A 21,898-nucleotide genomic window follows, 5' to 3' on the forward strand; every position below is an offset into this window, starting at 1 on the left:
CGATCGGGTCAGTCGCTACGCTCGCGCGATGCGGCTGATGTTCTCCTCCGGAGCTGGGTACAGCCATATCGCGCCGATGCTGCCGCTCGCCCAGGCAGCACGGAAAGCCGGGGACGAGGTCGCGTTCGTGACCGGTCCGGAAGCCGTGCGGTATCTAGAAAACACCGGGCTGCAGGCCGTCTCCGTAGGACGGCCGAGCGATCCTGCCGCCGCGTCCGCGATGTGGCAACGGGCCCGCGAGGAGATGGCCGGGATGACCGCCGACGAGCGGCTCTCCCACCTGGTCGCCGAGTACCTGGTCGGCCTCGGCGCGGCCGCACGGCTCGACGACATGGTCGAGTTCGTCCGCGACTGGCGGCCCGATTTCATCATCGCGAACCTCGCCGAACGCGCGGCTGTGATGGCTGCGTGCCTGGCCGGCGTCCCGTACGCGATGCACGCGATCGGCCCGCCGAAGTCCGCCGCGACGATGGAGCGGGCCTGGGAAGTCGCGAACGGTCTGGTCCGCCAGCGAGGTCTCGACAGCTTGCCGCCGCGCGACGCCGTGCCCTACCTGGACTTCTGGCCCGAGGGACTGAGCCCGGCCGACGTCCCGTGGGAGTACCCGACGCGCTGGCCGCTCCTGCCCGCTGACGTGGTCCCGACGCCTGGTCCGCGTCCGTCGGTGCTCGACGGGCTGCCGTACGACCGGACCGTCTACGTCACCCTCGGCACCACCCACAACTCGCGACCAGGCGTGCTGGAAGGAATGGTCGCCGCCCTGCGCGACGAGCCGGTGAACGTCGTGGTGACGATCGGCCGGGACGGTGATGCCAGCCGCTTCGGCGAGCCGCCGGACCACGTGCGGATCGAGCAGTTCGTGCCGCAGACCCAGCTGCTGCCCGCGGTCGACGCGGTGGTCTGCCACGGCGGTTCGGCGACCGTTCTCGGCGCGCTCGCGCACGGGGTGCCGCTCGTGGTTTCGCCGCTGGCGTCTGATCATTTCGAAGTCGCCGCGCAGGTGCGGGCGGCGGAAGCCGGAATCGTGGCCGACTCCGGCGACGGAATTCTCGACGCGGTCCAGACGGTGCTCGGCGATCGAAGGTACCGGGCGTCCGCCGAGTCCCTCGCCGCCCAGATCGCCGGGCAGCCCGCTCCGGCGGCGGTGGTGGCGCGGTTGCGCGAACTAGAGGTCTCGATCCGGTAACAGCAGCTGGATTCTTCGTGAACTAGTGCAACGAAGACGCGGTCTTGGCGTCCTTGAGGGTGAATGGCCTTGAATTCGTGAGTTTTGGCCGTGATGGTTGAACGACAGCCCGCCTGCGGGCTGACAGCACTGCAGCACCCAGCTCCCTCCGGCATATGGGTCGGGGCCTGGTCCGGAGGGCGGGGAGCGCGGGTCGTCGGGGGATGATCCGTGCGCAGGCGAGGAGCCGGTGCGCCACGTCGGGGGTGGCGCCCGGCTCCTTGTCATTTTCCTGGCCGGACGCGCGGAAACCGGCGGCGACACGGGGCGCGAGCGGAATGCCGCTCTTGTGGGGGATAGCTGCACGAAGGCCACCCCCAGTAGGAGGTGGCCTTCGAAAAACCCGTGCGGATTAACCCACTCGGGGGAAGATCAGCGGGCGCGACGAGCGAGCCGCTCCGGGTCCAGGATCAGGACGCTCTTGCCCTCGAGCCGCAGCCAGCCGCGGTGGGCGAAGTCGGCCAGCGCCTTGTTGACGGTCTCGCGGGACGCGCCGACGTACTGGGCGATCTCTTCCTGCGTCAGGTCGTGCGTGACCCGCAGCAGGCCCGCCTCCTGGCTGCCGAAGCGCTGCGCCAGCTGCAGCAGCGCACGCGCCACGCGGCCGGGGACGTCGGTGAAGATCAGTTCCGCGACCATGTTGTTCGTGCGGCGCAGCCGGCGCGCGACCACTCGCAGCAGCTGCTCGGCGATCTCCGGGCGGGTGGCGATCCACTGCCGCAGCGCCGGGCGGTCCATGGTGACCGCGCGGACCTCGGTGACCGTCGTGGCGCCGGACGTGCGCGGGCCGGGGTCGAAGATGGACAGTTCGCCGAACATGTCGGACGGACCGGCGATCCACAGCAGGTTCTCGCGGCCGTCCGGGGACTTGCGGCCGATCTTCACCTTGCCGGACTGGATGATGTACAGCCGGTCGCCCGGCTCGCCCTCGTTGAAGATGACATGGCCGCGGGGGAACTCCACGGATTCCAAGGTCTGGGCCAGCGCCTCCGCCGCTGCCGGCTCCACACCCTGGAAAATGCCCGCACGGGCCAGGGTTTCGTCCACCTCGGGTGCCTCCTCGTCGAGAAACGATCACTTCCTTCGCAGGCCGAAGGCAGTGTCGCCGATCACTTTCGCGTCAGTCTAGGGCGTGTCGGGCAGATCGCTCGTCGGCTCGCCGCGCCGGGCGCGGCTGCCTGGAACGATCACGTCCGACTGAGCAGCCTAACTCCGCACCTTGCGCGCGCGTAGCCTGGCTGCCCGTCCGCCGAGCCGGCGAAGCCGGAACAGCTCGAGCGCGCGGCCGATCCCGTGCCCGTAAAGGGCCCTGACCTCGTTGGGCTGAGCCTGCTCCAGGAACTCCTCGACCTCGTTCTCCTGGACCGCGACGTGCTTGAGCCTGCTCTCGACCCGCTCCATGAACAACGCGAAGAACATGATCACCAGCGGGACCAAGATCACGAACCACACGGTCATGCCACAGCTCCGCTGTTGTCGGTGACGCACTCGGTCATGGATCTCCAGATCCTCGCTCAGGGCGGGCGCGCGGCCCGCAGAGGTGGTGCTCTGGCGGTTCGGCCGTCCACCGGCGGATGCTCCCGACCGGCTCGTCCGACTCGCCCGTAGGCTATCGGGGTGCCCCCTGTTGTCCCGAACGGGCCCCGCGCGGACCGCGAAGAAAGCCGGCTCGCCCTCGTGAGACGCGCCCGGCGGATGAAACGTTGCCTCGACGAGGTTTATCCGGACGCGAAGGCCGAGCTGGACTTCACGAATCCGCTGGAACTGCTGGTCGCGGTGGTGTTGTCGGCGCAGACCACGGACGTGCGGGTGAACCTGGTCACGCCCGCGTTGTTCGCGAAGTACCGCACCGCGGCCGATTACGCCGGAGCCGAGCGTTCCGAACTCGAGGAATACCTGCGCACGACCGGGTTTTTCCGGGCGAAAGCGAATTCGCTGATGGGGCTCGGCGCGGCGCTCGTGGAGCGCTACGACGGCGAGGTGCCGAAGAAACTGGACGACCTCGTCACGCTGCCCGGCGTCGGCCGCAAGACCGCGAATGTCGTGCTCGGCAACGCTTTCGACGTGCCTGGAATCACAGTGGACACTCACTTCGGCCGTCTCGTGCGGCGCTGGGGTTGGACCGCTGAAGAGGATCCGGTCAAGGTCGAACACGCGGTCGGCGAGCTGATCCCGCGGAAAGAGTGGACGATGCTGTCCCACCGCGTGATTTTCCACGGCCGCCGCGTGTGCCACGCGCGGAAACCGGCCTGCGGCGCGTGTCCGCTGCGCAAGGACTGCCCCTCGTTCGGCGCTGGGCCCACTGAGTTCGAAGTGGCCGCGAAGCTCGTCAAAGGCCCGGAGAAGGACCACATCCTCGAGCTGGCGGCGCGCGGGTGACTGCAGTCACCAAATGGGCGCTCGGGGTCGCGGTGCTGGCGGTGGCCGCGCTGGTCGCGGTCCTGACGCTGCGCGGCGGCGACGCGACTTCCGCGCCACCCGCTTCCGGCGACCTCACTGCCGCGCGCGGGGCGGCGAAGCTCCAGGCTTGCCCGCCCGCCGCGGCGAAGGAGGTCGGCCAGCTCTCCGGGATCGAGGCGGACTGCCTCGGCGACGGTTCCCGGGTGGACGTCGGCAAGGTCCTCGGCGGCGGTCCGGTGCTGGTCAACGTGTGGGCGTCCTGGTGCCAGCCGTGCCGCACGGAATTGCCGGTGCTGCAGCGGTACGCCGCCGAGCCGGGCGCGGTGCGCGTGGTCGGCGTGCAGGTCGCGAGCCCGGCCGCCGACGGGCTGGGCTTGTTCACGCGACTCGGTGTGCATCTTCCGTCGCTTTATGACGGCGACGGCCAGACCGGTCCCATCCGCACCGCGCTCAAGGCGCCCTCGTCGTTGCCCGCGTCGTACCTGGTCACCGCGGACGGCCAGGTCCGGTTCATCGCGAACCCGCGGTTGTTCGACAACACTGACCAGGTGCGCGCTGCTGTGAAGGACTACTCATGACCGGACCGCTCGTCGAACCCGAAGCCGTGCCGGAATGGCTTCGGCCGCTGGTGAAGGTGTCCGCCGAGGTCGACAGCCGCACGTTCACCCGGTTCAGCCCGCCGGAAGACCTGCTCACCCGTGCCGCCGCGGTGCTGATCCTGTTCGGCGAACGGCCTGGTGGCGACGGTCCGGACGTCCTGTTGCAGCGCCGCGCGGACACCCTGGGCTCGCACGCCGGTCAGGTCTCGTTCCCTGGTGGCGGCGCGGAGGACGGCGACGACGGCCCGGTCGGCACGGCCTTGCGCGAGGCCGAGGAGGAGACCGGCGTCGATCCGTCGGGGATCCTGCCGGTCGCGGTGCTGCCGGAGCTGTTCGTGCCGGTGTCGAGGTTCGCGGTCACGCCGGTGCTGGCGCATTGGCACACCCCGTCGCCGGTGCGCGCGGTCGATCCGGCCGAGACAGCGGCGGTCGCGCGGGTCTCGCTGGCCGATCTCGCGGACCCGGCGAATCGGTTCACCGTGCGCCGCGGCGACGCGTCGTGGCGGGGGCCCGCGTTCACCGTTGACGGCCTGTTCGTGTGGGGTTTCACCGCTGGTCTGCTGTCCGTGCTGCTGTCGCTCGGCGGCTGGGAACGGGCGTGGGACACCGGCGATGTGCGCGAGCTTGACGTAGCGTGGGCCGAACATCAGGGCCGGTCGGCGGTCCGGGACGGCAGTATCGAGGAGTGACGGCGCGGTGAACTGGGTCGATGTCGTCGTCCTGCTGCTCGCGGTCATGGCGGCGGTTTCCGGCGCGTTCCAGGGCGTGATCGTCGCGCTGCCCGCGCTCGTAGGCGTCGCGCTGGGCGCGGTGGCCGGGGTGAAGCTGGCACCGTTCGTGATCAGCCTCTTCGACAGTCCCGTGGCGAAGGTGGCGTTCGCGTTCGCGGTGGTTGTGTTTCTGATCGTGCTTGGCGAGACGCTCGGGGTGTGGGTTGGGCGGAAGCTGCGGCAGAAGATCAAACCGGACAAGCTTTCCGGTATCGACAAGACTCTTGGCGCGATCTTGCAGGCCGCTGCGGTGTTCGTGGTTGCTTGGTTGGTGGCGAATCCGCTGACGACCGTGTCGGCGATTCCTGGGTTGGCTAAGTCGATCAATTCGTCGGTGGTGCTGGGCGAGGTCAATGACCTGATGCCTGCTGAGGCGCAGGGACTTCCCAGTGATTTGCGGAAGTTGCTGGATGCGTCTGGGTTTCCGTCTGCGTTGTCGCCGTTCGAGAAGGCTCCTTCCGCGGATACGCCGCCGCCGGATACTTCGTTGAATGTGTCCGCGGTGGCTAAGCGGGTGCATCCCAGTGTGGTGAAGATTCGGGGGAATGCGCCGTCTTGTTCACGGGCGCTTGAAGGCAGTGGGTTTGTGGTTGCGCCGCAGCGGGTTATGACTAACGCGCATGTGGTGGCGGGGACTGATGAGGTCGGGATTGAGTCGACTTCGGGGGATTATCGGGCTCGGGTTGTTTATTTCAATCCTGAGGTTGATGTTGCCGTGTTGGCGGTGCCTGGGTTGAAGGCTCCGGTGTTGCCGTTCGCGTCGCAGACCGCGAAGGCTGGGGATAATGCGGTGGTGCTTGGGTATCCGCTGGATGGGCCTTATACCGCTACACCTGCTCGGGTTCGGACGCGGATTAACTTGCGGGGGCCGGATATTTACGACGCTAATACTGTGCAGCGGGATGTGTTCACCGTTCGCGGGACTGTGCGGAGCGGGAACTCTGGGGGGCCGATGATTACTCCTGACGGGGATGTCATCGGCGTGGTTTTCGGGGCTGCGGTTGAGGATCCGGATACTGGGTTTACGTTGACTGCGGATCAGGTGCGTAGTGAGGTTGATGCTGCTCCGTCGCAGACTGCTCGGGTTGCTACTGGGGCTTGTGCGAATTGAGAGGTCGTGAGGGGAACCCTGAGGGAATCAGAGTTCCTCAGGGTGGCCCTCACGTACTGATGAAGTCCACTACGGATTTCGTTACCCGGGTTGGGTCTTCCAGGTGGGGGAAGTGGCCGATGCCCGGCCAGATTTTGGGTTCGCTGTGCGGGCCTGCCCAGTGGACTGACGCCAGTGCGGTTTCCGGGAGGATGCAGGTGTCGTCCGCGCCGTGCAACTGCAGTACTGGGGCGGCGATGCGGCCCTCGACGGCGTCGGTGAAGCGCCTGCCTTCGCCGCGGAACTGGGCGCGGAAGGCCCAGCGGTAGTACTCCAGGGCGGAGTGGGCGACGCCTGGGACCAGCATCGCTTGGCGGAAGGCGGGCATCGTCTCGGTGAAGTCCGAAGAGGACCGCCAAGGCTCGCCGGACCATTTGGCGAAGAGTTCTTCCACGGCCGCCGCGTTGTCGCGGACCAGCCATTTCTCTGGGGCCATCGGGACCTGGAAGCGGAAAAGGTGGCCGACTGCGCGGATTTGGCTGCTGGTGCGCTTCACCGCTGACTTGAACGCCAGGGGATGCGCAGCGCCGATGGCGGTTACTGAGGACACGAGACGCGGGTGCAGGGCGGCGACAGTCCAGGCGAGCATGCCGCCCCAGGCGTGGCCGACCAGGTGTGCCCGGCGGGCGCCCAGGGCCTTGATCAGGCCGCCGACGTCACCCGCCAGGGTCCAGGCGTCGTAGCCGCGGGGAGGCTTATCTGAGTCGCCGTAGCCGCGCAGATCTACCGCTACCGCGCGGAAACCGGCGTCGGCCAGTGCGGGCAGTTGGTGCTGCCAGCTCCACCAGAAGCCGGCGAAGCCGTGCAGGAGCAGCACTAACGGGCCCTCGCCGCATTCGGCTACGTGCAGGCGGATGCCGTTGGCCGAGACGTCGCGATGCGTCCATGGGCCGTCGACCCGCACGCTCGACGGGTCCGGCGTCAGCTCCACCACTGCGCGAGGGCTGGCGTCAGCCCTGCGTCGAGGGCAGGTCGTCGTCTTCGGCGGGCTTGCGCTTGAACGCCTCAGCCGTCTCCTTGACGCTGCTGATGGTGCGCTCCGGCGCGCGCAGCTTCTTCACCTTGCGCCAGCCGAGGAACGCGGTCGCGCCCACGGTGACCAGCATCAGGCCGAACACCGTCGCGAACGCGGGCCAGCGGATGCCCCACCAGTCCGACAGACCCTCGGCGATCAGCAGGAACAGGAAGAAGGTGCTGTACAGAAAGACGGTGAGGGCGATCAGGAAGAAGACCGTCCCCTTGAGCGCCTTCTTCGCTTCCTGCGCCAGCTCGGCTTTCGCCAGCTCGATTTCGGCGCGGACCAGCGTCGACAGGTGCTGGGTGGCGTCGCCGACGAGCTTGCCGATGGACTGCTCGCTCGCCGCGGCTTCCTCGTCGCTGGACAGGGGCAGGTACGGCACGGCCCCCACGCCGTCGGGGCTGGTGCGCTCGTGTTTGGGGCTGCTCACTGGGTCATCGTGCCACGTGACCGTATGCGAGGCGCGACGGACCGGCGGGAGTGTCGGGATCAAGCCGCCTTCGCGTGTACTCGGCTGCGCCGCAAGAGCAGTACGGCGGCCGTCAGCGAGGCGATCGCCGAGGCGATCAAGACCGCAGCCTTGGCCACTTCGGCCGCTTCCGCGGGCAGGGCGAGCTCGGCGATCAGCAGGCTGACGGTGAACCCGACGCCGCCGAGAACGGACAGCGCCGCGACGTCTCGCCAGCTCATTCCGCTGGGCTTTTCCGCCACGTGCAGCTTCACCGCCAGCAGGCTCGCCCCGAAGATGCCGACGAACTTGCCGACGACCAGTCCGATGAGGACAGCCAGCGGCAACGCGGTGGTGAAGACCGTCGACAGCGCCTCGCCGTTCACCGAGATTCCCGCGGCGAACAAGGCGAACACCGGCACCGCGACGGCCGCTGACCACGGCTGCAGGCGGTGTTCGAGCCGGACCGCGGGCGCTTCCTCCTCGCCCTCGTCCTCGCGGACGCGAGTGAGCAGCCCGAGCGCGACGCCGGCGATCGTCGCGTGGATGCCCGCCGAGTGCACCGCGACCCACGTGATCAGCGCGAGCGGCACGTACAGCCACGGCGAGCGGACGCGTTTGTGCTGCAGGAAGGCGTAAAGCCCGAGCGCGGCCACCGCGACCGCCGCCGCGAGCAGGTTGAAACTGCTGGTGAAGAGGATCGCGATGACGAGAATCGCGCCGAGGTCGTCCACCACGGCAAGGGAAAGCAGGAACACCCGCGCGCTGCTGGGCAGGTTCGACGCGGTCAGCGCGAGCACGCCGAGCGCGAACGCGATGTCCGTGGCCACCGGAATCGCCCACGCCCGGTCGGCCTCCGGCGTGTTCCAGGCGATCGAGAGCGCGAGCACCGCGGGCACGACCATCCCGCCGACCGCGGCGATCACCGGCAGCACGGCTTGCCGCCACCGCGACAGCTCGCCGACCACCAGTTCTCGTTTGAGTTCAAGCCCGGCGACGAAGAAGAACAGCGCGAGCAGGCCGTCCTTCGCCCAGTCTCCGACGGTGAGATTCAGGTGCAGGAATTCCGGGCCAATCCGGAAATCGCGCAGCGCCTCGTAAGCCGGTGCGAGCGGGGAGTTGGCCCAGACCAGCGCGACCGCGGTGGCTCCGAGCAGGATGAGTCCGCCAGTGGTCTCCGTGCGGAGGAAACGGGCGAATTCGGCGACGGCGCGGGCTGGGGTCACGAAAAACTCCTTGTGGGGACGGCGGCTCTCCCGCCGACCAGACTTCCCGGCACACCGATGTCCAGTTTACCGTCCGCAGTCGCCGATTACCGGCCGTTGTGACGAACGGCAACCCATGGCTGCCCGATGACGCTCGCATCGCGCCGCCCTGAGCGCAAACGCAGGTCAGCCGGTCGCGTCGGCCAAGTTGTCTAGTCCATACTGACGCCGGTTTTTCGTTCACCTGTTCGCCTTCTAGCATGCGAGGAGAGAACGACAATGATGTTGAATACAGGGACGAGGCAGTAGTGAGCACCCCTATCGACGCCCAGGCCGATACCAGATTTTTCGGGCACCCGCGGGGGTTGGCGAACCTCTTCGGCGTGGAGATGTGGGAGCGCTTCTCCTTCTACGGGATGCAGGGCATCCTCGCCATTTACCTCTATTACCAGGCTGACAAGGGCGGCCTGGGGATCGACCAGAGCGCCGCGCTCGGCATCGTCGGCGCGTACGGCGGCACGGTCTACCTCGCCACGGTCGTCGGCGCGTGGATCGCCGACCGGCTGCTCGGCTCCGAACGCACGCTGTTCTACAGCGCCATCGTGGTGATGCTCGGACACATCGCACTGGCCGTGCTGCCCGGGCTGACCGGCGTCGGCGTGGGTCTCGCGTGCGTCGCGCTCGGGTCCGGCGGGCTCAAGGGCAACGCGACCTCCGTGGTCGGCACGCTGTACGCCGAGGGCGACGAGCGGCGCGACGCCGGGTTCACGATCTTCTACATGGGCGTCAACATCGGCGGGTTCATCGGCCCGCTGCTGACCGGGCTCGCCCAGCAGAACGGCGGATTCCACCTCGGCTTCGGGCTCGCCGCGGTCGGCATGGCGCTCGGCCTGATCCAGTACACGATCGGGCGGAAGAACCTCGGCGCGAAAGCGTCCGAGGTGCCGAACCCGCTGCCGTCGACGCAGCGCGCGCTCGTGATCGGCGTCGCCGTGGTGATCATCGCCGCGGTAGTCGCGCTGATCATGTCCGGCGTCGTCACCCCGGACAACCTCGCCGACGTCGTGGTCTACGTGGTCGTCGCGATCTCGGTGGTGTACTTCGTCGCGATTCTGACCAGCAAGAAGATCACCTCGGACGAGCGCAGCCGGGTGCTGTCGTTCATCCCGATGTACATCGCGAGCGCCGCGTTCTTCTCGCTGTACCAGCAGCAGGCGACGGTCGTTTCGGTCTACAGCGACCAGCGGCTCGACCGCGACCTGTTCGGCTGGACGATGCCGGTGTCGTGGGTGAACTCGATCAACCCGGTCTTCATCATCGTGTTCGCCCCGGTGATCGCGGCGATCTGGACGAAGCTCGGGCCGAAGCAGCCGTCGACGCCGATGAAGTTCGTGCTCGGCACGGTCCTGATGGGCGCGGCGTTCCTGCTGTTTCTCCCGATGGCGCACACCGGCACGAACGGCAGCCCGCTGATCGCGCTGGCCGGCATCCTGCTGGTGTTCACCATCGCCGAGCTGATGCTGTCGCCGGTCGGGCTGTCGCTGTCGACGAAGCTCGCGCCGAAAGCGTTCCGCACGCAGATGGTGGCGCTGAACTTCCTCTCGGTGTCACTGGGCACGGCGATGTCGGGCAAGCTCGCGCAGTCCTACGACCCGAAGGACGAGGTGCCGTACTTCAGCATCATCGGCGGCACCGCGATCGTGGTCGGCGTGGTGCTGCTCGCGCTGATTCCGCTGATTCGCAAGTTGATGCGCGGCGTGCACTAACCCACGGTGGTGCCGAAAAGCACCCCGACAAAGTAAGTGACGAGCATGGTGAGGGCGCCGACGCCGACGTTGCGCGCGATCGCGCGCCCCACCTGCGCGTTGCCGAGCCTCGCGCTCACGAAACCGGTGAGCGTGAGGCCGACGACCACCGCCAGCGCGCACGCCCAGACGCGGACGCTGACCGACGTCCAGGCGATCGCCAGCAACGGCAGCAGCGCGCCGACGGAGAACGCCAGCAGCGACGCCCACGCGGCCTGCCACGGGCTGGTCAGGTTGTCCGGGTCGATGCCGAGTTCGGCCTCCGCGTGCGCCTGCAGCGGGTCCTTGTCGGTCAGCTCGCGCGCGACCTGTTTCGCCAGCTCCGGCGAGAGGCCCTTGTCCTCGTAGATCTGCGCGAGTTCGCGTTCCTCGGCCTCCGGCATCGTTTTCAGTTCGTGCTTCTCGAGCCGCAGCAGCGCGCGTTCGGTGTCGCGCTGGGTGCTCACGCTCACGTATTCCCCGCCCGCCATGGAAAACGCGCCGGCGACGAGCCCGGCAATTCCGGCGGTGAGGATCGTGGTGCTGTCCGCGGTGGCTCCGGCCACGCCCACGACGATGCCCGCGACGGACACGATCCCGTCGTTCGCGCCGAGAACCCCGGCGCGCAGCCAGTTCAGCTTGCCGCCGAGGTCCTCGTGCGGCTCGTGCGCGTGCACCGCGTCGCCCATCGTTTCGGTCACCGCTTCAGTGAATCACGGAAATTGTTTCCGCGCGACATTTTCCCATACTGCTGGAATGCGGTTAAGAAAGGCAATCCTCAATGAATTGTGCCTTGCCTGACCCGGCGAATAGCCGGGGCCGGGCGGGCGATGCGGAAGTCCGTGAGGGGAACCCTGAGGGAGTCAGATTCCCTCAGGGTTCCCCTCCCGGACCGCACACCGTGCTCCGGCTCGACCGGCCTGTCGGGCGACGGTCAGCCCGGCCTTCTCGACCTGGGCAGACGCGCTCCCAATGCACCCGCAGGGCCGCCTGAAGTCCCAGACAAGGGAATCAGGGTCCGTGAAGGGGCCCCCTCACGGACCTCTGGAGAGCGGAGCCTGAAACGACGAACGCCCGGGCCCGGCGCCACAGTGGACACCGGACCCGGGCGAACCGGGTCTAGCTCAGTTGTCGAGTTCGGCCAGCGCCGCCTTCGCGGCTTCGAGCTCGGCCTCCAGCTGCGCGACCTTCGCGGCCTGCGCCTCGCGGGCGGCGTTGATGACCTCGTCGATCGGACCGGACAGCTCTTCGTGCAGCTCCTTGGCCGCACGCGAAACCGCCGCGGCCGGGACGGCCAGGCCCTTCGCGACCCACTTGGCGCCGTTCTTCAGCTCGGCCTGCCACTCGCCGTCCGCCGTGCCGGTGACGGTCAGCGTCAGCTCCACGGTGCGGGTCTTCTTCGCCGTCGACGCCGCGGCCTTCGGGCGGCCGCGCTTCGGCTTCGGCGAGTCGACGGCCGCGGTCTCCTCAGTGGACTCCGGCTTCGCGGCGTCCGCCGGGGCGGAGTCCGAAGCCGCCGGGGCGGCAGCGGGCTCGGCGACTTCCGGGGCCTCCGGGGTGCCGGCGGCCTGCGGCGATGACGCCGCTGCCGTCTCGGCCGCAGTGTCCTCGTCGTGCGTCAAGGCTTCCACGGACATTCGTGTCGTCTCCTTGCCCGGATCTGGGTTGGGTACGCGGGCATCTTAGAACATGCGTTCGATGCCCGCACTTTCAGGGGATCAATGCAGGAAGGGACCCTCCCAGCCGGGAGAGTCCCTTCCTGACGGTGAAGAACTTACTCCTCCTTGCCGGAGTTCAGTCCGGAGGAGATGAGGTCCATGACCGACGAGTCGGCGAGCGTGGTGACGTCGCCGATCTGCCGGTTCTCCGCGACGTCGCGCAGCAGCCGGCGCATGATCTTGCCGGAGCGGGTCTTCGGCAGCTCGGCCACGACCATGATCTGCCGCGGCTTCGCGATCGGCCCGATCTCCTTCGCGACGTGGTTGCGCAGCTCCTGCACCGCGTCATCGCCACCGTCGACGGCGTTGCCGCGCAGGATCACGAACGCGACGATGCCCTGTCCGGTGGTCGGGTCGGTCGCGCCGACGACCGCGGCCTCGGCGACCGTCGGGTGCGACACGAGCGCGGACTCGACCTCGGTGGTCGAGATCCGGTGCCCGGACACGTTCATCACGTCGTCCACGCGGCCGAGCAGCCAGATGTCGCCGTCGCCGTCGTACTTCGCGCCGTCGCCGGCGAAGTAGTAGCCCTGCTCGGAGAAGCGGGACCAGTAGGTGTCGCGGAAGCGCTCGTCGTCGCCCCACACGCCGCGCAGCATCGACGGCCACGGCTTGTCCAGCACCAGGTATCCACCGCCGCCGTGCGGGACCTCGGCGCCGGTGTCGTCCACGACCTTCGCCGAGATGCCCGGCAGCGCGCGCTGCGCCGAACCCGGCTTGGCGGCGGTGACGCCGGGCAGCGGCGAGATCATGATCGCGCCGGTTTCGGTCTGCCACCAGGTGTCCACGACCGGCGTCTTGTTCGCGCCGATCTTTTCGCGGTACCAGATCCAGGCCTCGGGGTTGATCGGCTCGCCGACGCTTCCCAGCACCCGCAGAGAAGACAGGTCGTACTTCGCCGGGATGTCCTCGCCCCACTTCATGAAGGTGCGGATCAGCGTCGGCGCGGTGTAGTAGATCGAGACCTTGTACTTCTGGATGATTTCCCAGTGCCGGCCCTCGTGCGGCGTGTTCGGCGTGCCCTCGTAGACGACCTGGGTCACGCGGTTCGCCAGCGGCCCGTACACGATGTAGGAATGCCCGGTGATCCAGCCGATGTCGGCGGTGCACCAATAGACGTCTTCGCCCGGCTTGTGGTCGAACACGACGTTGTGCGTGTACGCGGTCTGGGTCAGGTAGCCGCCGGAGGTGTGCAGAATGCCCTTCGGCTTACCCGTGGTTCCCGAGGTGTACAGGATGAACAGCGGGTGCTCGGAATCGAACGCTTCCGGCTTGTGCTCGGGGGACTGCTCGTCGACCAGTTCGTGCCACCACAGGTCGCGGCCCTCGGTCCACGGCGTCTCGCCCTCGAGGTCGCTGCCGGTGCGCTTGACGACGATGACCTTCTGCACGGTTTCCGCGCCCTGCAAGGCTTCGTCGACGTTCGCCTTCATCGGCGCGGCCTTGCCCCGGCGGTACTGACCGTCCGAAGTGATCACGATCTTCGCCGCCGCGTCGTCCACCCGCGCGCGCAGCGCCGTCGGCGAGAAGCCGCCGAATACCACGCTGTGCAGGGCGCCGATCCGCGCGCACGCCAGCATTGCGAAAATCGCCTCGGGCACCATCTGCAGCTGGATCGCCACGACGTCCCCGGCCACGACACCCAGCGACGCCAGCGCGTTCGCGGCCTTCGAGACCTCGTCCTTCAGTTGCGCGTAGGTGATGTCGCGCGTGTCGCCCGGCTCGCCGACCCAGTGGATCGCGACCTGGTCCCCGTGCCCGGACTCGACGTGCCGGTCCACGCAGTTGTACGCGACGTTCAGTTTCCCGCCCACGAACCACTTCGCGAACGGCGCATTGGTCCAGTCCAATACCTGGGACCACTTGGTGTCCCACGACAGCCGCTCCGCCTGCCCGGCCCAGAACTGCTCCCGGTCAGCGTCCGCCGTCGCATACAAATCGGCCTTCGCGTTCGCCTGACCAGCGAACTCGTCGCTGGGGGGAAACGTGCGGCTCTCCGTGAGCAGGTTGTCCAACGCTGGGGACTGCTCGGTCATGGTGCAAAGCCTCCTGTAGTGCGGACCCGCGGCTCAGGGAACGCTAGCGACGTTAGTCCGCCTACGACAAGGTTGCAGCCACGTTGCGCGCACAGCGCCAAGCGGAGTGCGGCGACGGCTCAGCCGAGGCGGGCGAGCAGCCGGGCACGGGCGCCCGGCCACTCGGCGTCCGTCATCGAGTAGAGCACCGTGTCGCGGGTCGTGCCGTCCGGACGGATCCGGTGCGCCCGCAGCACCCCTTCGCGCAGCGCGCCGAGCCGTTCGATGGCGCGTTGCGAACGGAGGTTGCGGTTGTCGGTTTCCCACGCGACGCGCTGGGCTCCCCAGTCCTCGAAGGCGTTGCGCAGCAGGAGGAATTTGGCCTCGGTGTTGAGCGCGGTGCGCTGGAAATCCGCGCCGATCCAGGTGTGCCCGATCGACAGGATCCGGTGTTTCGCTACTACCTGGTAATAAGAAGTGGTGCCCGCGACGCGGCCGGACGCGACGTCGATCTGCGCCCACGGACGGCGGTCAGGGTCGGCGAGCGCGTCCTTCACCATCGTCTCGGCTTCGCCGAGGTCGGCGGGCTGGCGGACGCTCAGCCAGGCCCAGATGCCCGGGTCGCCTCCGGCCTCGAGCAGGCCGGGCGCGTGGTCGGGCGTGAGGGGTTCGAGCCGTACGTGGCGGCCGGACAGAATGGGGTGCTCGCTCCAGGTCACGCGATCACGCTACGGCGGCAAGTGGCAGTGTCGAAGTGCCATTTAACGGCCATTTCAGCAGTCCACTATTCGGCCGCTTATGCTCCCTGGACCACCCGGAGAAAGAGAGCGCGCATGGCCGAGGAGCGAGAAAACCTCACCTGGGAGTTGTTCGGTTCGGCGAGCCGGGAGCTGGCCCAGGAGGTGGCCGCGGACGGCTTCGTCCCCGACCTCATCCTGTCCATCGCGCGCGGCGGGCTGTTCGTCGCCGGCGCGCTCGGGTACGCGCTCGACGTGAAGAACCTGCACGTGATGAACGTCGAGTTCTACACCGGGGTCGACCAGCGGCTGGACCTGCCGGTCATGCTGCCGCCGGTGCCCAACGTGGTGGATCTCACACACAAGAAGGTGCTGGTGGCCGACGACGTCGCGGACACCGGCGCGACGCTCAAGCTGGTCCGCGACTTCTGCGCCGACCACGTCGCGGACGTGCGCTGCGCGGTGGTTTACGAGAAGCCCGCTTCGACGGTGAAGTGCGAGTACGTGTGGAAGCGGACTGACCGGTGGATCAACTTCCCGTGGTCGGTGCTGCCTCCGGTGGTCGAGCGGGCTGGGCAGGTGCTGGACGCATGAGCGATCCGCTGAAGCCGCTGCTGGAGCTGGACGGCGTTGCCGCGGCGGCCAAGGCAGCGCAGGACGCGATCTTCGCCGTGCACCGGCTGCCCGCGAACCTGCGCGGCGGGGCGGAGACCGCGGCTGAGGCTTCGGTCCGGGCCGCGCGGGCTTCGGCGGGGATCGACGGGGCTAATCCCGAGCTGCCAGAAGACGGTTCGGTGACCGATCCGCTGCTCGCCGGATCGTTGCGGGTGGCGGAAAAACTGGAGTCGTTGCTGCCGACGTGGCGGCGGGCTCCGTTGCAAACGCTGGCCCGGCTGCATTTGCTGGCCGCGTCCGATGTGGTCTCCGATCCGGATCAGCTCGGCCGTCCGCAGCGCGGCGGCGAACGGCTGGAGCTGCTGGCTCAGCTCGTCACCGGCGCGACTTCGGTGCCGGGGCCGGTGCTGACCGCGGTCGTGCACGGTGAACTTCTCGCGTTGGCCCCGTTCGGTTCGGCGGACGGCGTGGTCGCCCGGGCGGCGGCGCGGCTGTCGATGGTCGCGACCGGGCTTGACCCGAAGGCGTTGACGGTGCCGGAGGTCGCGTACTTCCGGCGCGTTCCGCGGTATGTCGAACTGGCGCAGGGGTTCGCCAGCGGGACGTCGGACGGCGTGCGCGAGTGGCTGCTCTTCTGCTGCGAGGCCTTCGAAACTGGGGCAAGCGAGGCGCGGAGCATCTCCTCGGCCGCTGGCTGACCAGTGTGGCCTGACCACATCGCCGAACGACATTCTATGGTGGTTTGACCCATGGTCGCCCTGGTCGGAGCGACTTACTGTTTCCGGCCATGACCAGTGACAGTTCCCTCGCCGGCCGCACCGTGCTGGTGACTGGCGGCGGCAGCGGCATCGGGCTGGCCTGCGTGCGGGCGTTCGGCGCGGCCGGGGCGAAGGTGCACGTGGTGGACGTCGCCGGGGCGGAGGCGGCGGCTGCCGAGGTCGGCGGGCAGGCGCACGCGGTGGACCTGACCGATTCGGCGGCGCTGGCGACCCTGCCCGCGGATGTCGATGTGCTTGTCAACAACGCGGGCGTGCAGCACGTCGCGCCGTTGCCGGAATTCCCGCCGGAGCGGTTCGCCTTCATTCAGTCGTTGATGGTGACTGCGCCGTTTCTGCTGATCCGCCAGTGCTTGCCCGCGATGTACGCGCGTGGCTGGGGACGGATCGTGAACATGTCCAGCGTTCATGGCGTGCGGGCGAGTCCGTACAAAGCCGCTTACGTCACGGCGAAACACGCGCTCGAGGGACTGTCCAAAGTGGCCGCTCTCGAAGGCGCTGAGCACGGCGTGACCAGCAATTGCGTGAATCCTGGCTACGTCCGTACGCCGCTTGTCACCGGGCAGATCGAAGCACAGGCGGCCGAGCATGGGGTGCCGCCGGAAGAAGTCCTCGAACAGGTTTTGCTGCGCCGGGCCGCGATCAAGCGGTTGATCGAACCCTCCGACGTCGCCGATCTCGTGGTGTGGCTGTGCGGCGAGTCCGCCGGGCACGTGACCGGCGCGTCGCTTCCCGTTGACGGCGGCTGGACCGCTGGCTGAAATCCCCTTTCCCCACAACGGAGTGGAGTCCATTATGGACAAAAAGCTGCTGCGCGTCGTCGGAGCCGGGCTGATCGGAACCACCATCGAGTGGTACGACTTCTTCCTGTACACCTCGGCCGCCGCGCTGGTCTTCAACAAGCTGTTCTTCCCGACCGCCGACCCGCTCACCGGCACCTTGCTGGCGTTGCTCACCTACGCGGTCGGATTCCTCGCGCGGCCGATCGGCGGGCTCGTGTTCGGTCACTTCGGCGACCGGATCGGCCGCAAGAAACTGCTGGTCGTGAGCCTGCTGATGATGGGCGGCTCGACGTTCGCGATGGGGCTGCTGCCCACGTACAGCGCGGTCGGCGTGCTCGCGCCGGTCCTGCTGACGCTGCTGCGGCTGATCCAGGGCTTCGCCCTCGGCGGCGAATGGGGCGGCGCGGTGCTGCTGGTGTCCGAGCACGGCGACGACCGGCGGCGCGGGTTCTGGGCGTCCTGGCCGCAGACCGGCGTTCCGGCGGGAAACTTGCTGGCCACCGCGGTGCTCGCGATCCTGGCGTCCGCGCAGTCGGACGCGACTTTCCAGGCTTGGGGCTGGCGGGTTCCGTTCCTGCTGTCCGGGGTGCTGGTCGTGCTCGGCCTGTGGATCCGGCTGGCGGTTTCGGAATCGCCGGTGTTCATCGCGGCGAAGGCGGCCGCGGACGAACGTGAGCAGGCACCGATTGTCGACGTGTTCCGCGGGCATTTCCGTGCGCTGGCAGTGACGTTTGGCGCACGCATCGCGGAAAACGTGTCCTACTACGTGATCACCGCGTTCATTCTCGTATACGTGACGACTGGGCTCGGGCTGCCGAAAGCGACTGGCCTGACCGCGGTGCTCGTCGCGTCGGCCGTGCATTTCGTGACGATTCCCTTGTGGGGCTTGCTGTCCGACAGGATCGGCCGGAAGCCGGTGTACCTGTTCGGCGTCGTCGGAATGGCCGCGTGGTCGTTCGGCTTCTTTTGGCTGCTCGACCTGCGCACGACGTGGTCGGTGATCGGCGCGGCCGTGGTCGGGCTCGTTGTGCACGGTGCGATGTACGGGCCGCAGGCGGCGTTCTTCGCCGAACAATTCCCGACGCGGGTGCGCTACACCGGGCTTTCCGTCGGCGGCCAGCTGTCGTCCATCGCTGCCGGGGCGGTCGCGCCGTTGATCGCGGTGGCGTTGTTCGAGGCGTACCACTCCACGGTGCCGGTTTCGGTCTACGTGGTCGCGATGTGCGTGTTGTCGCTGGTCGCGCTGCTCGCCGCCCGCGAGACGCGCGGCGCGTCGCTGCACGAGACGGCCGCCGAACGGCAGGCTTCAATGACAGCATGACGGGTGTGGATCCCACCGCCGAGGCGTATCGCCGGCTGCTCGAACTGCTCGCCGCCGGAGCGAGCAGCGAGCAGTTGGCGCACGTCGCTGCCCGGGGGTTGTCCGCGGAGCAGTCCGCCGCGATCGGTTCGGCGACCGAACTGGCGTTGCGGATCCGCGAGACGCTCAGCGAGCACCGGCGGCGGGAAGCCGAGCTGACCGCGTTGTTCGACACCGCGAGCGACCTCGCCCGGCTGCGCGACCCGGACGCGGTGCTGCGGTCGATCGTCCGCCGCGCGCGGACGCTGCTGGGCGTCGACGTCTCGTACCTCAGCCTGAACGACGAGGCGAACGGCGAGACGTACATCCGGGTCACGGATGGGTCAGTTTCCGCGCTGTTTCAACAAATTGTCCTCGGAATGGGCGAAGGCCTTGGCGGGCTCGTGGCGCAGACCGCGCGTCCCTACGCGACTGCGGACTACTTTGAGGACGAGCGGTTCCGGCACACGAACCCGATCGACTCGGGCGTCCGCGAGGAGGGGTTGAAGGCGATCCTCGGCGTGCCGCTGGCGATCGGCGGCAAGGTGCTGGGCGTGCTGTATGCGTCCGACCGGTCGTCGCGGGCGTTCTCGACGGCGGAGGTCGCGTTGTTGTCGTCGTTGGCCGCGCACGCAGCGATCGCGTTGGACACCGCACATCTGCTGGAAGAAACTCGCTCGGCGGCCGCGGAGCTGAACGCAGCCAACGCGACGATGCGCCGCGCCGACGACGCGCACGACCGGCTGATGGACCTCGTGCTCGGCGGTGCGGATCTGCCTGCGGTCGCGGCGGAAGTGGCCGGAGTGTTGCGTGGTTCGATCGCCGTGCACGACGAGGAAGGCGGGCTGCTGGCCGGTACATCGGTCGCTTTTGACGCTGCCGCGGTGGCTTCGTCGCACGCTAATGGCCGCGCGGTGTCTACAAAGGACTTTTGGGTCTGCGCCGTGCGCGCGGGTCGGGAATTGCTAGGCAGTCTGACGCTTTCCGGACGACCGGAGCTGGCCGGAGACGACCGTCGGCTCTTTGAACGCGCGGCTGTGGTTACGGCGTTGTTGTTGCTGCTGCGCCGTTCCGTGGCGCAAGCCGAGGACCAAGTGCGCGGCGAGCTGCTGACCGATCTGCTCACCGCGCCAACCCGCAACCCGGGTTCTTTGATGGCTCGCGCCCGCCGGTTGGGCGTCGATTTGTCTTCGCCGCACACGGTTTTGGTCGCGCACGCTTCTGGCATTTCTCGACGCGGACTCGCTGCCGCCTGTGCACGGTACGGCGATTTGGTCGGTGTCCACGCGGAACAAGTCGTCGCGCTCGCACCGGATCAGCCTGCTGCCGCACGGATCGCGACTGAGCTGAAGTCTGTTGTGGACTGTCCGGTGACCGTCGGCGCAGCCGGTCCGGCGAATGGCCCGGAAGCGTTGGCGCAGGCGTACACTGAAGCTGTTCGATGCGTTAATGCACTGCTGGCTCTCGGCCGCGAAGGCGACGGCGCGGCGATGGCTGACCTCGGGTTCCTCGGCGTCCTGCTCGGCAGGCATTCCGACCTGTCCGGCTACGTCCAGGCAACGCTCGGCCCGGTCTTGGGCTACGACGCCCGCCGCGGTACCGACCTCATCGGCACGCTGCGCGCGTACTACGCGGCAGGCGGGAATTTGGCGCGAGCAAAGGAAACTCTGCACGTCCATGTCAACACGGTCGCGCAGCGGATGGAACGCCTGGCCGCACTGCTGGGCGAGGACTGGCGTGAACCGGAGCGTTCGCTGGAGATCCAGCTCGCGCTACGGGTGCATCAGCTCGGCGGCTGACGGACCCCGGCGAGGATCAGGTCGAGCATCCGGTCCAGTTGCTCCGGCCCGCCCGGCAACGTCCGCATGCTGCACGCGCCGACCACAGTCACGACGACGTCTTGCGCGCGAACGTCAGCCCGAAGCGTTCCGTCTTCAACGCCCGCGTCCAGGATCAGTTGCACAGCCTCGGTCAACTCCGCGCGGACCTGCGTCATGTCGACAGTGCCCGCCTCGATGATCGCGCGCAGCGTGTCGGCCATGTCGTGCTTCGTGCTCGCGTACTCGGCGAAGCGGTCCATCCACCGACGCAGCGCGCGAAGCGGCTTCTCGGTCTCAAGCAGCTTCGGAGCACTCGCGACGACCCGCGCCAGCTCATCCCGGTACAGCGCCTCGACGAGCGCTTCGCGGGTAGGGAAGTGACGGTAGAGCGTGCCAATGCCGACACCCGCTTCGCGTGCGACGCGCTCCAACGTGACGGGCTCGTCGCCTTCGCCGAACGCCTTGCGGGCAGCAGCGAGCAAGCGCAGACGGTTGCGTTCAGCGTCCGCGCGCGGCTTCTTCGGGCTCGACAAAGCGGAGGGTCCTCCGGTTCTGCTACGGTGGTGATACGGAGGCGCCTCCGCATCAACTTCCACTATGCCACGGCAGGAGTCTTTCCTCATGACGGCAACCACCTCTCCAGGCGGCACCGCGAAGCTCGCCGGCCGCGAGGTCGCGCGAATCGGCTACGGCGTGATGCAACTCGGCCGCCCCGGCACCGACCGCGCTGACCAGGTAAAACTGCTCCGCGACGCGGCCCAAGCGGGCGTGAACCACCTCGACACCGCCCAGTTCTACAGCGACGGCCGCTGCAACGACCTGATCCGCGAAGCGTTCTCGCCCTACGCGGACGACCTGGTCGTGGTGACGAAGGTCGGTGCCGAGGAATCCCCGCAAGGGCTCCGGCTCGCGCAACAACCGGAGCAGTTGCGGGCGCAGGTCGAGGCCAACCTGGCGTCGCTCGGGGTCGAACAACTCGACGTGGTCAACCTGCGCCGCGCCGACGCCGGACCCGGCCTGATCGCGGAAGGCGACCAGATCGTCGACATCGACGACCAGCTGGCCGAGCTGATTTCCCTGCGCGACGCCGGAAAGATCGGCTCGCTCGGGCTCAGCAACGTGTCCGCCGACCAGCTCCGGCACGCGCTGCCGGTTGGGATCGTCTGCGTGCAGAACTCCTACAACGTGCTCGCCCGCGCCACCGAGCCGGTCCTGGAGCTGTGCCGGGAACACCAGATCGCCTGGGTGCCGTACTTCCCGCTGGGCTCCGCGTTCGAGCTGGGCCAGGACGTCACCGGAAACCCGGTCGTCACCGGCATCGCGGCCGAACTCGGCGCTACCCCCGCGCAGGTCGCATTGGCCTGGCTCCTGCAGCGCTACGCGGGCACCTTGCTGATCGCAGGCACGGCGACTCCGGCGCACCTCGCCGAGAACCTCGCCGCCGGCCAGGTGCAGCTGCCCGCCGAAGCGGTAGCTGCCCTGGACCGGCTCGGCTGA

22 protein-coding genes are annotated in these 21,898 nt (G+C 68.3%); 12 read left to right on the forward strand and 10 right to left on the reverse strand.

Annotation, left to right across the window (positions count from 1 at the left end):
• The first annotated feature begins 28 nt into the window (after nucleotides 1-28).
• A complete protein-coding gene (locus tag AB5I40_RS29425; protein WP_370933485.1) occupies nucleotides 29-1,186 on the forward strand; it encodes a glycosyltransferase in 1,158 nt (385 codons plus the stop codon).
• A 411-nt stretch (nucleotides 1,187-1,597) separates the two neighbouring features.
• Here the strand turns inward: AB5I40_RS29425 and AB5I40_RS29430 are convergent, their stop codons facing one another.
• The gene (locus AB5I40_RS29430) at nucleotides 1,598-2,272 is read right to left on the reverse strand and encodes a Crp/Fnr family transcriptional regulator (protein WP_009084463.1); all 675 of its coding nucleotides are present in this window, start codon (nucleotides 2,270-2,272) and stop codon (nucleotides 1,598-1,600) included.
• A 159-nt stretch (nucleotides 2,273-2,431) separates the two neighbouring features.
• A complete protein-coding gene (locus AB5I40_RS29435) occupies nucleotides 2,432-2,683 on the reverse strand; it encodes a hypothetical protein (RefSeq protein WP_037369289.1) in 252 nt (83 codons plus the stop codon).
• Nucleotides 2,684-2,920: 237 nt separating this feature from the next.
• Here AB5I40_RS29435 and nth point away from each other — a divergent pair, with 237 nt between their 5' ends.
• From nth to AB5I40_RS29455, 4 genes are read left to right on the forward strand one after another with little or no spacing between them, the layout of a single operon-like run.
• On the forward strand, nucleotides 2,921-3,604 hold the full coding sequence (nth, locus tag AB5I40_RS29440) for an endonuclease III (protein ID WP_370940631.1): 684 nt from the start codon (nucleotides 2,921-2,923) through the stop codon (nucleotides 3,602-3,604).
• A complete protein-coding gene (locus AB5I40_RS29445; RefSeq protein ID WP_370933487.1) occupies nucleotides 3,601-4,203 on the forward strand; it encodes a TlpA family protein disulfide reductase in 603 nt (200 codons plus the stop codon). Before nth ends, AB5I40_RS29445 begins: the two co-directional genes overlap by 4 nt.
• On the forward strand, nucleotides 4,200-4,913 hold the full coding sequence (locus tag AB5I40_RS29450; RefSeq protein WP_370933488.1) for a CoA pyrophosphatase: 714 nt from the start codon (nucleotides 4,200-4,202) through the stop codon (nucleotides 4,911-4,913). Before AB5I40_RS29445 ends, AB5I40_RS29450 begins: the two co-directional genes overlap by 4 nt.
• Nucleotides 4,914-4,920: 7 nt before the next feature.
• A complete protein-coding gene (locus tag AB5I40_RS29455; protein WP_370933490.1) occupies nucleotides 4,921-6,105 on the forward strand; it encodes a MarP family serine protease in 1,185 nt (394 codons plus the stop codon).
• A 49-nt stretch (nucleotides 6,106-6,154) separates the two neighbouring features.
• Here AB5I40_RS29455 and AB5I40_RS29460 read toward each other — a convergent pair whose 3' ends face one another.
• Genes AB5I40_RS29460 through nhaA form a run of 3 tightly spaced genes read right to left on the reverse strand, consistent with a single transcriptional unit; the run spans nucleotide 6,155 to nucleotide 8,836 of the window.
• Nucleotides 6,155-7,075, reverse strand: a complete 921-nt coding sequence (locus tag AB5I40_RS29460) for an alpha/beta fold hydrolase (protein WP_370940632.1) — start codon at nucleotides 7,073-7,075, stop codon at nucleotides 6,155-6,157.
• A gap of 19 nt (nucleotides 7,076-7,094) precedes the next feature.
• Complete coding sequence (locus tag AB5I40_RS29465; RefSeq protein WP_116204929.1) at nucleotides 7,095-7,592, reverse strand: phage holin family protein; 498 nt, start codon at nucleotides 7,590-7,592, stop codon at nucleotides 7,095-7,097.
• 59 nt (nucleotides 7,593-7,651) lie between these two features.
• Nucleotides 7,652-8,836: a Na+/H+ antiporter NhaA gene (nhaA, locus tag AB5I40_RS29470; RefSeq protein WP_370933492.1), complete on the reverse strand. Its 1,185-nt coding sequence runs from the start codon at nucleotides 8,834-8,836 to the stop codon at nucleotides 7,652-7,654.
• A gap of 287 nt (nucleotides 8,837-9,123) precedes the next feature.
• Between nhaA and AB5I40_RS29475 the strand changes: the two genes are divergently transcribed.
• Nucleotides 9,124-10,581, forward strand: a complete 1,458-nt coding sequence (locus AB5I40_RS29475) for a peptide MFS transporter (protein ID WP_370933494.1) — start codon at nucleotides 9,124-9,126, stop codon at nucleotides 10,579-10,581.
• On the opposite strand, the gene AB5I40_RS29480 is transcribed toward AB5I40_RS29475, so the two are convergent.
• The 4 genes from AB5I40_RS29480 to AB5I40_RS29495 form a co-directional block, all read right to left on the reverse strand.
• Nucleotides 10,578-11,300, reverse strand: a complete 723-nt coding sequence (locus tag AB5I40_RS29480; protein ID WP_344265713.1) for a VIT family protein — start codon at nucleotides 11,298-11,300, stop codon at nucleotides 10,578-10,580. The two genes, AB5I40_RS29475 and AB5I40_RS29480, sit on opposite strands and share 4 nt — an antisense overlap.
• A 423-nt stretch (nucleotides 11,301-11,723) precedes the next feature.
• Entirely contained in the window at nucleotides 11,724-12,236 is a 513-nt protein-coding gene (locus AB5I40_RS29485) for a DUF6319 family protein (RefSeq protein WP_370933496.1), read from the reverse strand.
• A gap of 137 nt (nucleotides 12,237-12,373) precedes the next feature.
• The gene (gene acs, locus AB5I40_RS29490; RefSeq protein ID WP_370933498.1) at nucleotides 12,374-14,353 is read right to left on the reverse strand and encodes an acetate--CoA ligase; all 1,980 of its coding nucleotides are present in this window, start codon (nucleotides 14,351-14,353) and stop codon (nucleotides 12,374-12,376) included.
• 119 nt (nucleotides 14,354-14,472) lie between these two features.
• The gene (locus tag AB5I40_RS29495; RefSeq protein ID WP_370933500.1) at nucleotides 14,473-15,051 is read right to left on the reverse strand and encodes a GNAT family N-acetyltransferase; all 579 of its coding nucleotides are present in this window, start codon (nucleotides 15,049-15,051) and stop codon (nucleotides 14,473-14,475) included.
• Between the two features lie 114 nt (nucleotides 15,052-15,165).
• Here AB5I40_RS29495 and AB5I40_RS29500 point away from each other — a divergent pair, with 114 nt between their 5' ends.
• From AB5I40_RS29500 to AB5I40_RS29520, 5 genes are all read left to right on the forward strand, one after another.
• Nucleotides 15,166-15,663 carry a phosphoribosyltransferase gene (locus AB5I40_RS29500; protein WP_116204936.1) on the forward strand — a complete coding sequence of 166 codons (498 nt, stop codon included), beginning with the start codon at nucleotides 15,166-15,168 and terminating at the stop codon, nucleotides 15,661-15,663.
• Nucleotides 15,660-16,382, forward strand: coding sequence for an oxidoreductase (locus AB5I40_RS29505; protein ID WP_370933502.1), 723 nt, complete (start codon nucleotides 15,660-15,662; stop codon nucleotides 16,380-16,382). The genes AB5I40_RS29500 and AB5I40_RS29505 overlap by 4 nt, the downstream gene beginning before the upstream one ends.
• An 89-nt stretch (nucleotides 16,383-16,471) precedes the next feature.
• The gene (locus AB5I40_RS29510) at nucleotides 16,472-17,221 is read left to right on the forward strand and encodes a 3-hydroxybutyrate dehydrogenase (protein ID WP_370933504.1); all 750 of its coding nucleotides are present in this window, start codon (nucleotides 16,472-16,474) and stop codon (nucleotides 17,219-17,221) included.
• 34 nt (nucleotides 17,222-17,255) lie between these two features.
• On the forward strand, nucleotides 17,256-18,563 hold the full coding sequence (locus AB5I40_RS29515; RefSeq protein ID WP_370933506.1) for an MFS transporter: 1,308 nt from the start codon (nucleotides 17,256-17,258) through the stop codon (nucleotides 18,561-18,563).
• Complete coding sequence (locus tag AB5I40_RS29520) at nucleotides 18,560-20,380, forward strand: helix-turn-helix domain-containing protein (RefSeq protein ID WP_370933508.1); 1,821 nt, start codon at nucleotides 18,560-18,562, stop codon at nucleotides 20,378-20,380. The genes AB5I40_RS29515 and AB5I40_RS29520 overlap by 4 nt, the downstream gene beginning before the upstream one ends.
• Here AB5I40_RS29520 and AB5I40_RS29525 read toward each other — a convergent pair.
• A complete protein-coding gene (locus tag AB5I40_RS29525) occupies nucleotides 20,365-20,934 on the reverse strand; it encodes a TetR/AcrR family transcriptional regulator (RefSeq protein WP_370933510.1) in 570 nt (189 codons plus the stop codon). The two genes, AB5I40_RS29520 and AB5I40_RS29525, sit on opposite strands and share 16 nt — an antisense overlap.
• Before the next feature lie 88 nt (nucleotides 20,935-21,022).
• On the opposite strand from AB5I40_RS29525, the gene AB5I40_RS29530 reads away from it, so the two are divergent.
• Nucleotides 21,023-21,898, forward strand: coding sequence for an aldo/keto reductase (locus AB5I40_RS29530; RefSeq protein ID WP_370933511.1), 876 nt, complete (start codon nucleotides 21,023-21,025; stop codon nucleotides 21,896-21,898).

The organism is Amycolatopsis sp. cg13 (assembly GCF_041346965.1).
GTDB lineage: Bacteria > Actinomycetota > Actinomycetes > Mycobacteriales > Pseudonocardiaceae > Amycolatopsis.

Excerpts from the sequence above, each read along its gene's own strand:
- AB5I40_RS29425 (WP_370933485.1), top strand. The coding sequence starts at position 29 with ATGCGGCTGATGTTCTCCTCCGGAGCTGGGTACAGCCATATCGCGCCG.
- AB5I40_RS29435 (WP_037369289.1), bottom strand. The coding sequence starts at position 2,683 with ATGACCGTGTGGTTCGTGATCTTGGTCCCGCTGGTGATCATGTTCTTC.
- nth (WP_370940631.1), top strand. The coding sequence starts at position 2,921 with ATGAAACGTTGCCTCGACGAGGTTTATCCGGACGCGAAGGCCGAGCTG.
- AB5I40_RS29450 (WP_370933488.1), top strand. The coding sequence starts at position 4,200 with ATGACCGGACCGCTCGTCGAACCCGAAGCCGTGCCGGAATGGCTTCGG.
- AB5I40_RS29485 (WP_370933496.1), bottom strand. The coding sequence starts at position 12,236 with ATGTCCGTGGAAGCCTTGACGCACGACGAGGACACTGCGGCCGAGACG.
- acs (WP_370933498.1), bottom strand. The coding sequence starts at position 14,353 with ATGACCGAGCAGTCCCCAGCGTTGGACAACCTGCTCACGGAGAGCCGC.
- AB5I40_RS29500 (WP_116204936.1), top strand. The coding sequence starts at position 15,166 with ATGGCCGAGGAGCGAGAAAACCTCACCTGGGAGTTGTTCGGTTCGGCG.
- AB5I40_RS29505 (WP_370933502.1), top strand. The coding sequence starts at position 15,660 with ATGAGCGATCCGCTGAAGCCGCTGCTGGAGCTGGACGGCGTTGCCGCG.
- AB5I40_RS29510 (WP_370933504.1), top strand. The coding sequence starts at position 16,472 with ATGACCAGTGACAGTTCCCTCGCCGGCCGCACCGTGCTGGTGACTGGC.
- AB5I40_RS29515 (WP_370933506.1), top strand. The coding sequence starts at position 17,256 with ATGGACAAAAAGCTGCTGCGCGTCGTCGGAGCCGGGCTGATCGGAACC.
- AB5I40_RS29520 (WP_370933508.1), top strand. The coding sequence starts at position 18,560 with ATGACGGGTGTGGATCCCACCGCCGAGGCGTATCGCCGGCTGCTCGAA.
- AB5I40_RS29530 (WP_370933511.1), top strand. The coding sequence starts at position 21,023 with ATGACGGCAACCACCTCTCCAGGCGGCACCGCGAAGCTCGCCGGCCGC.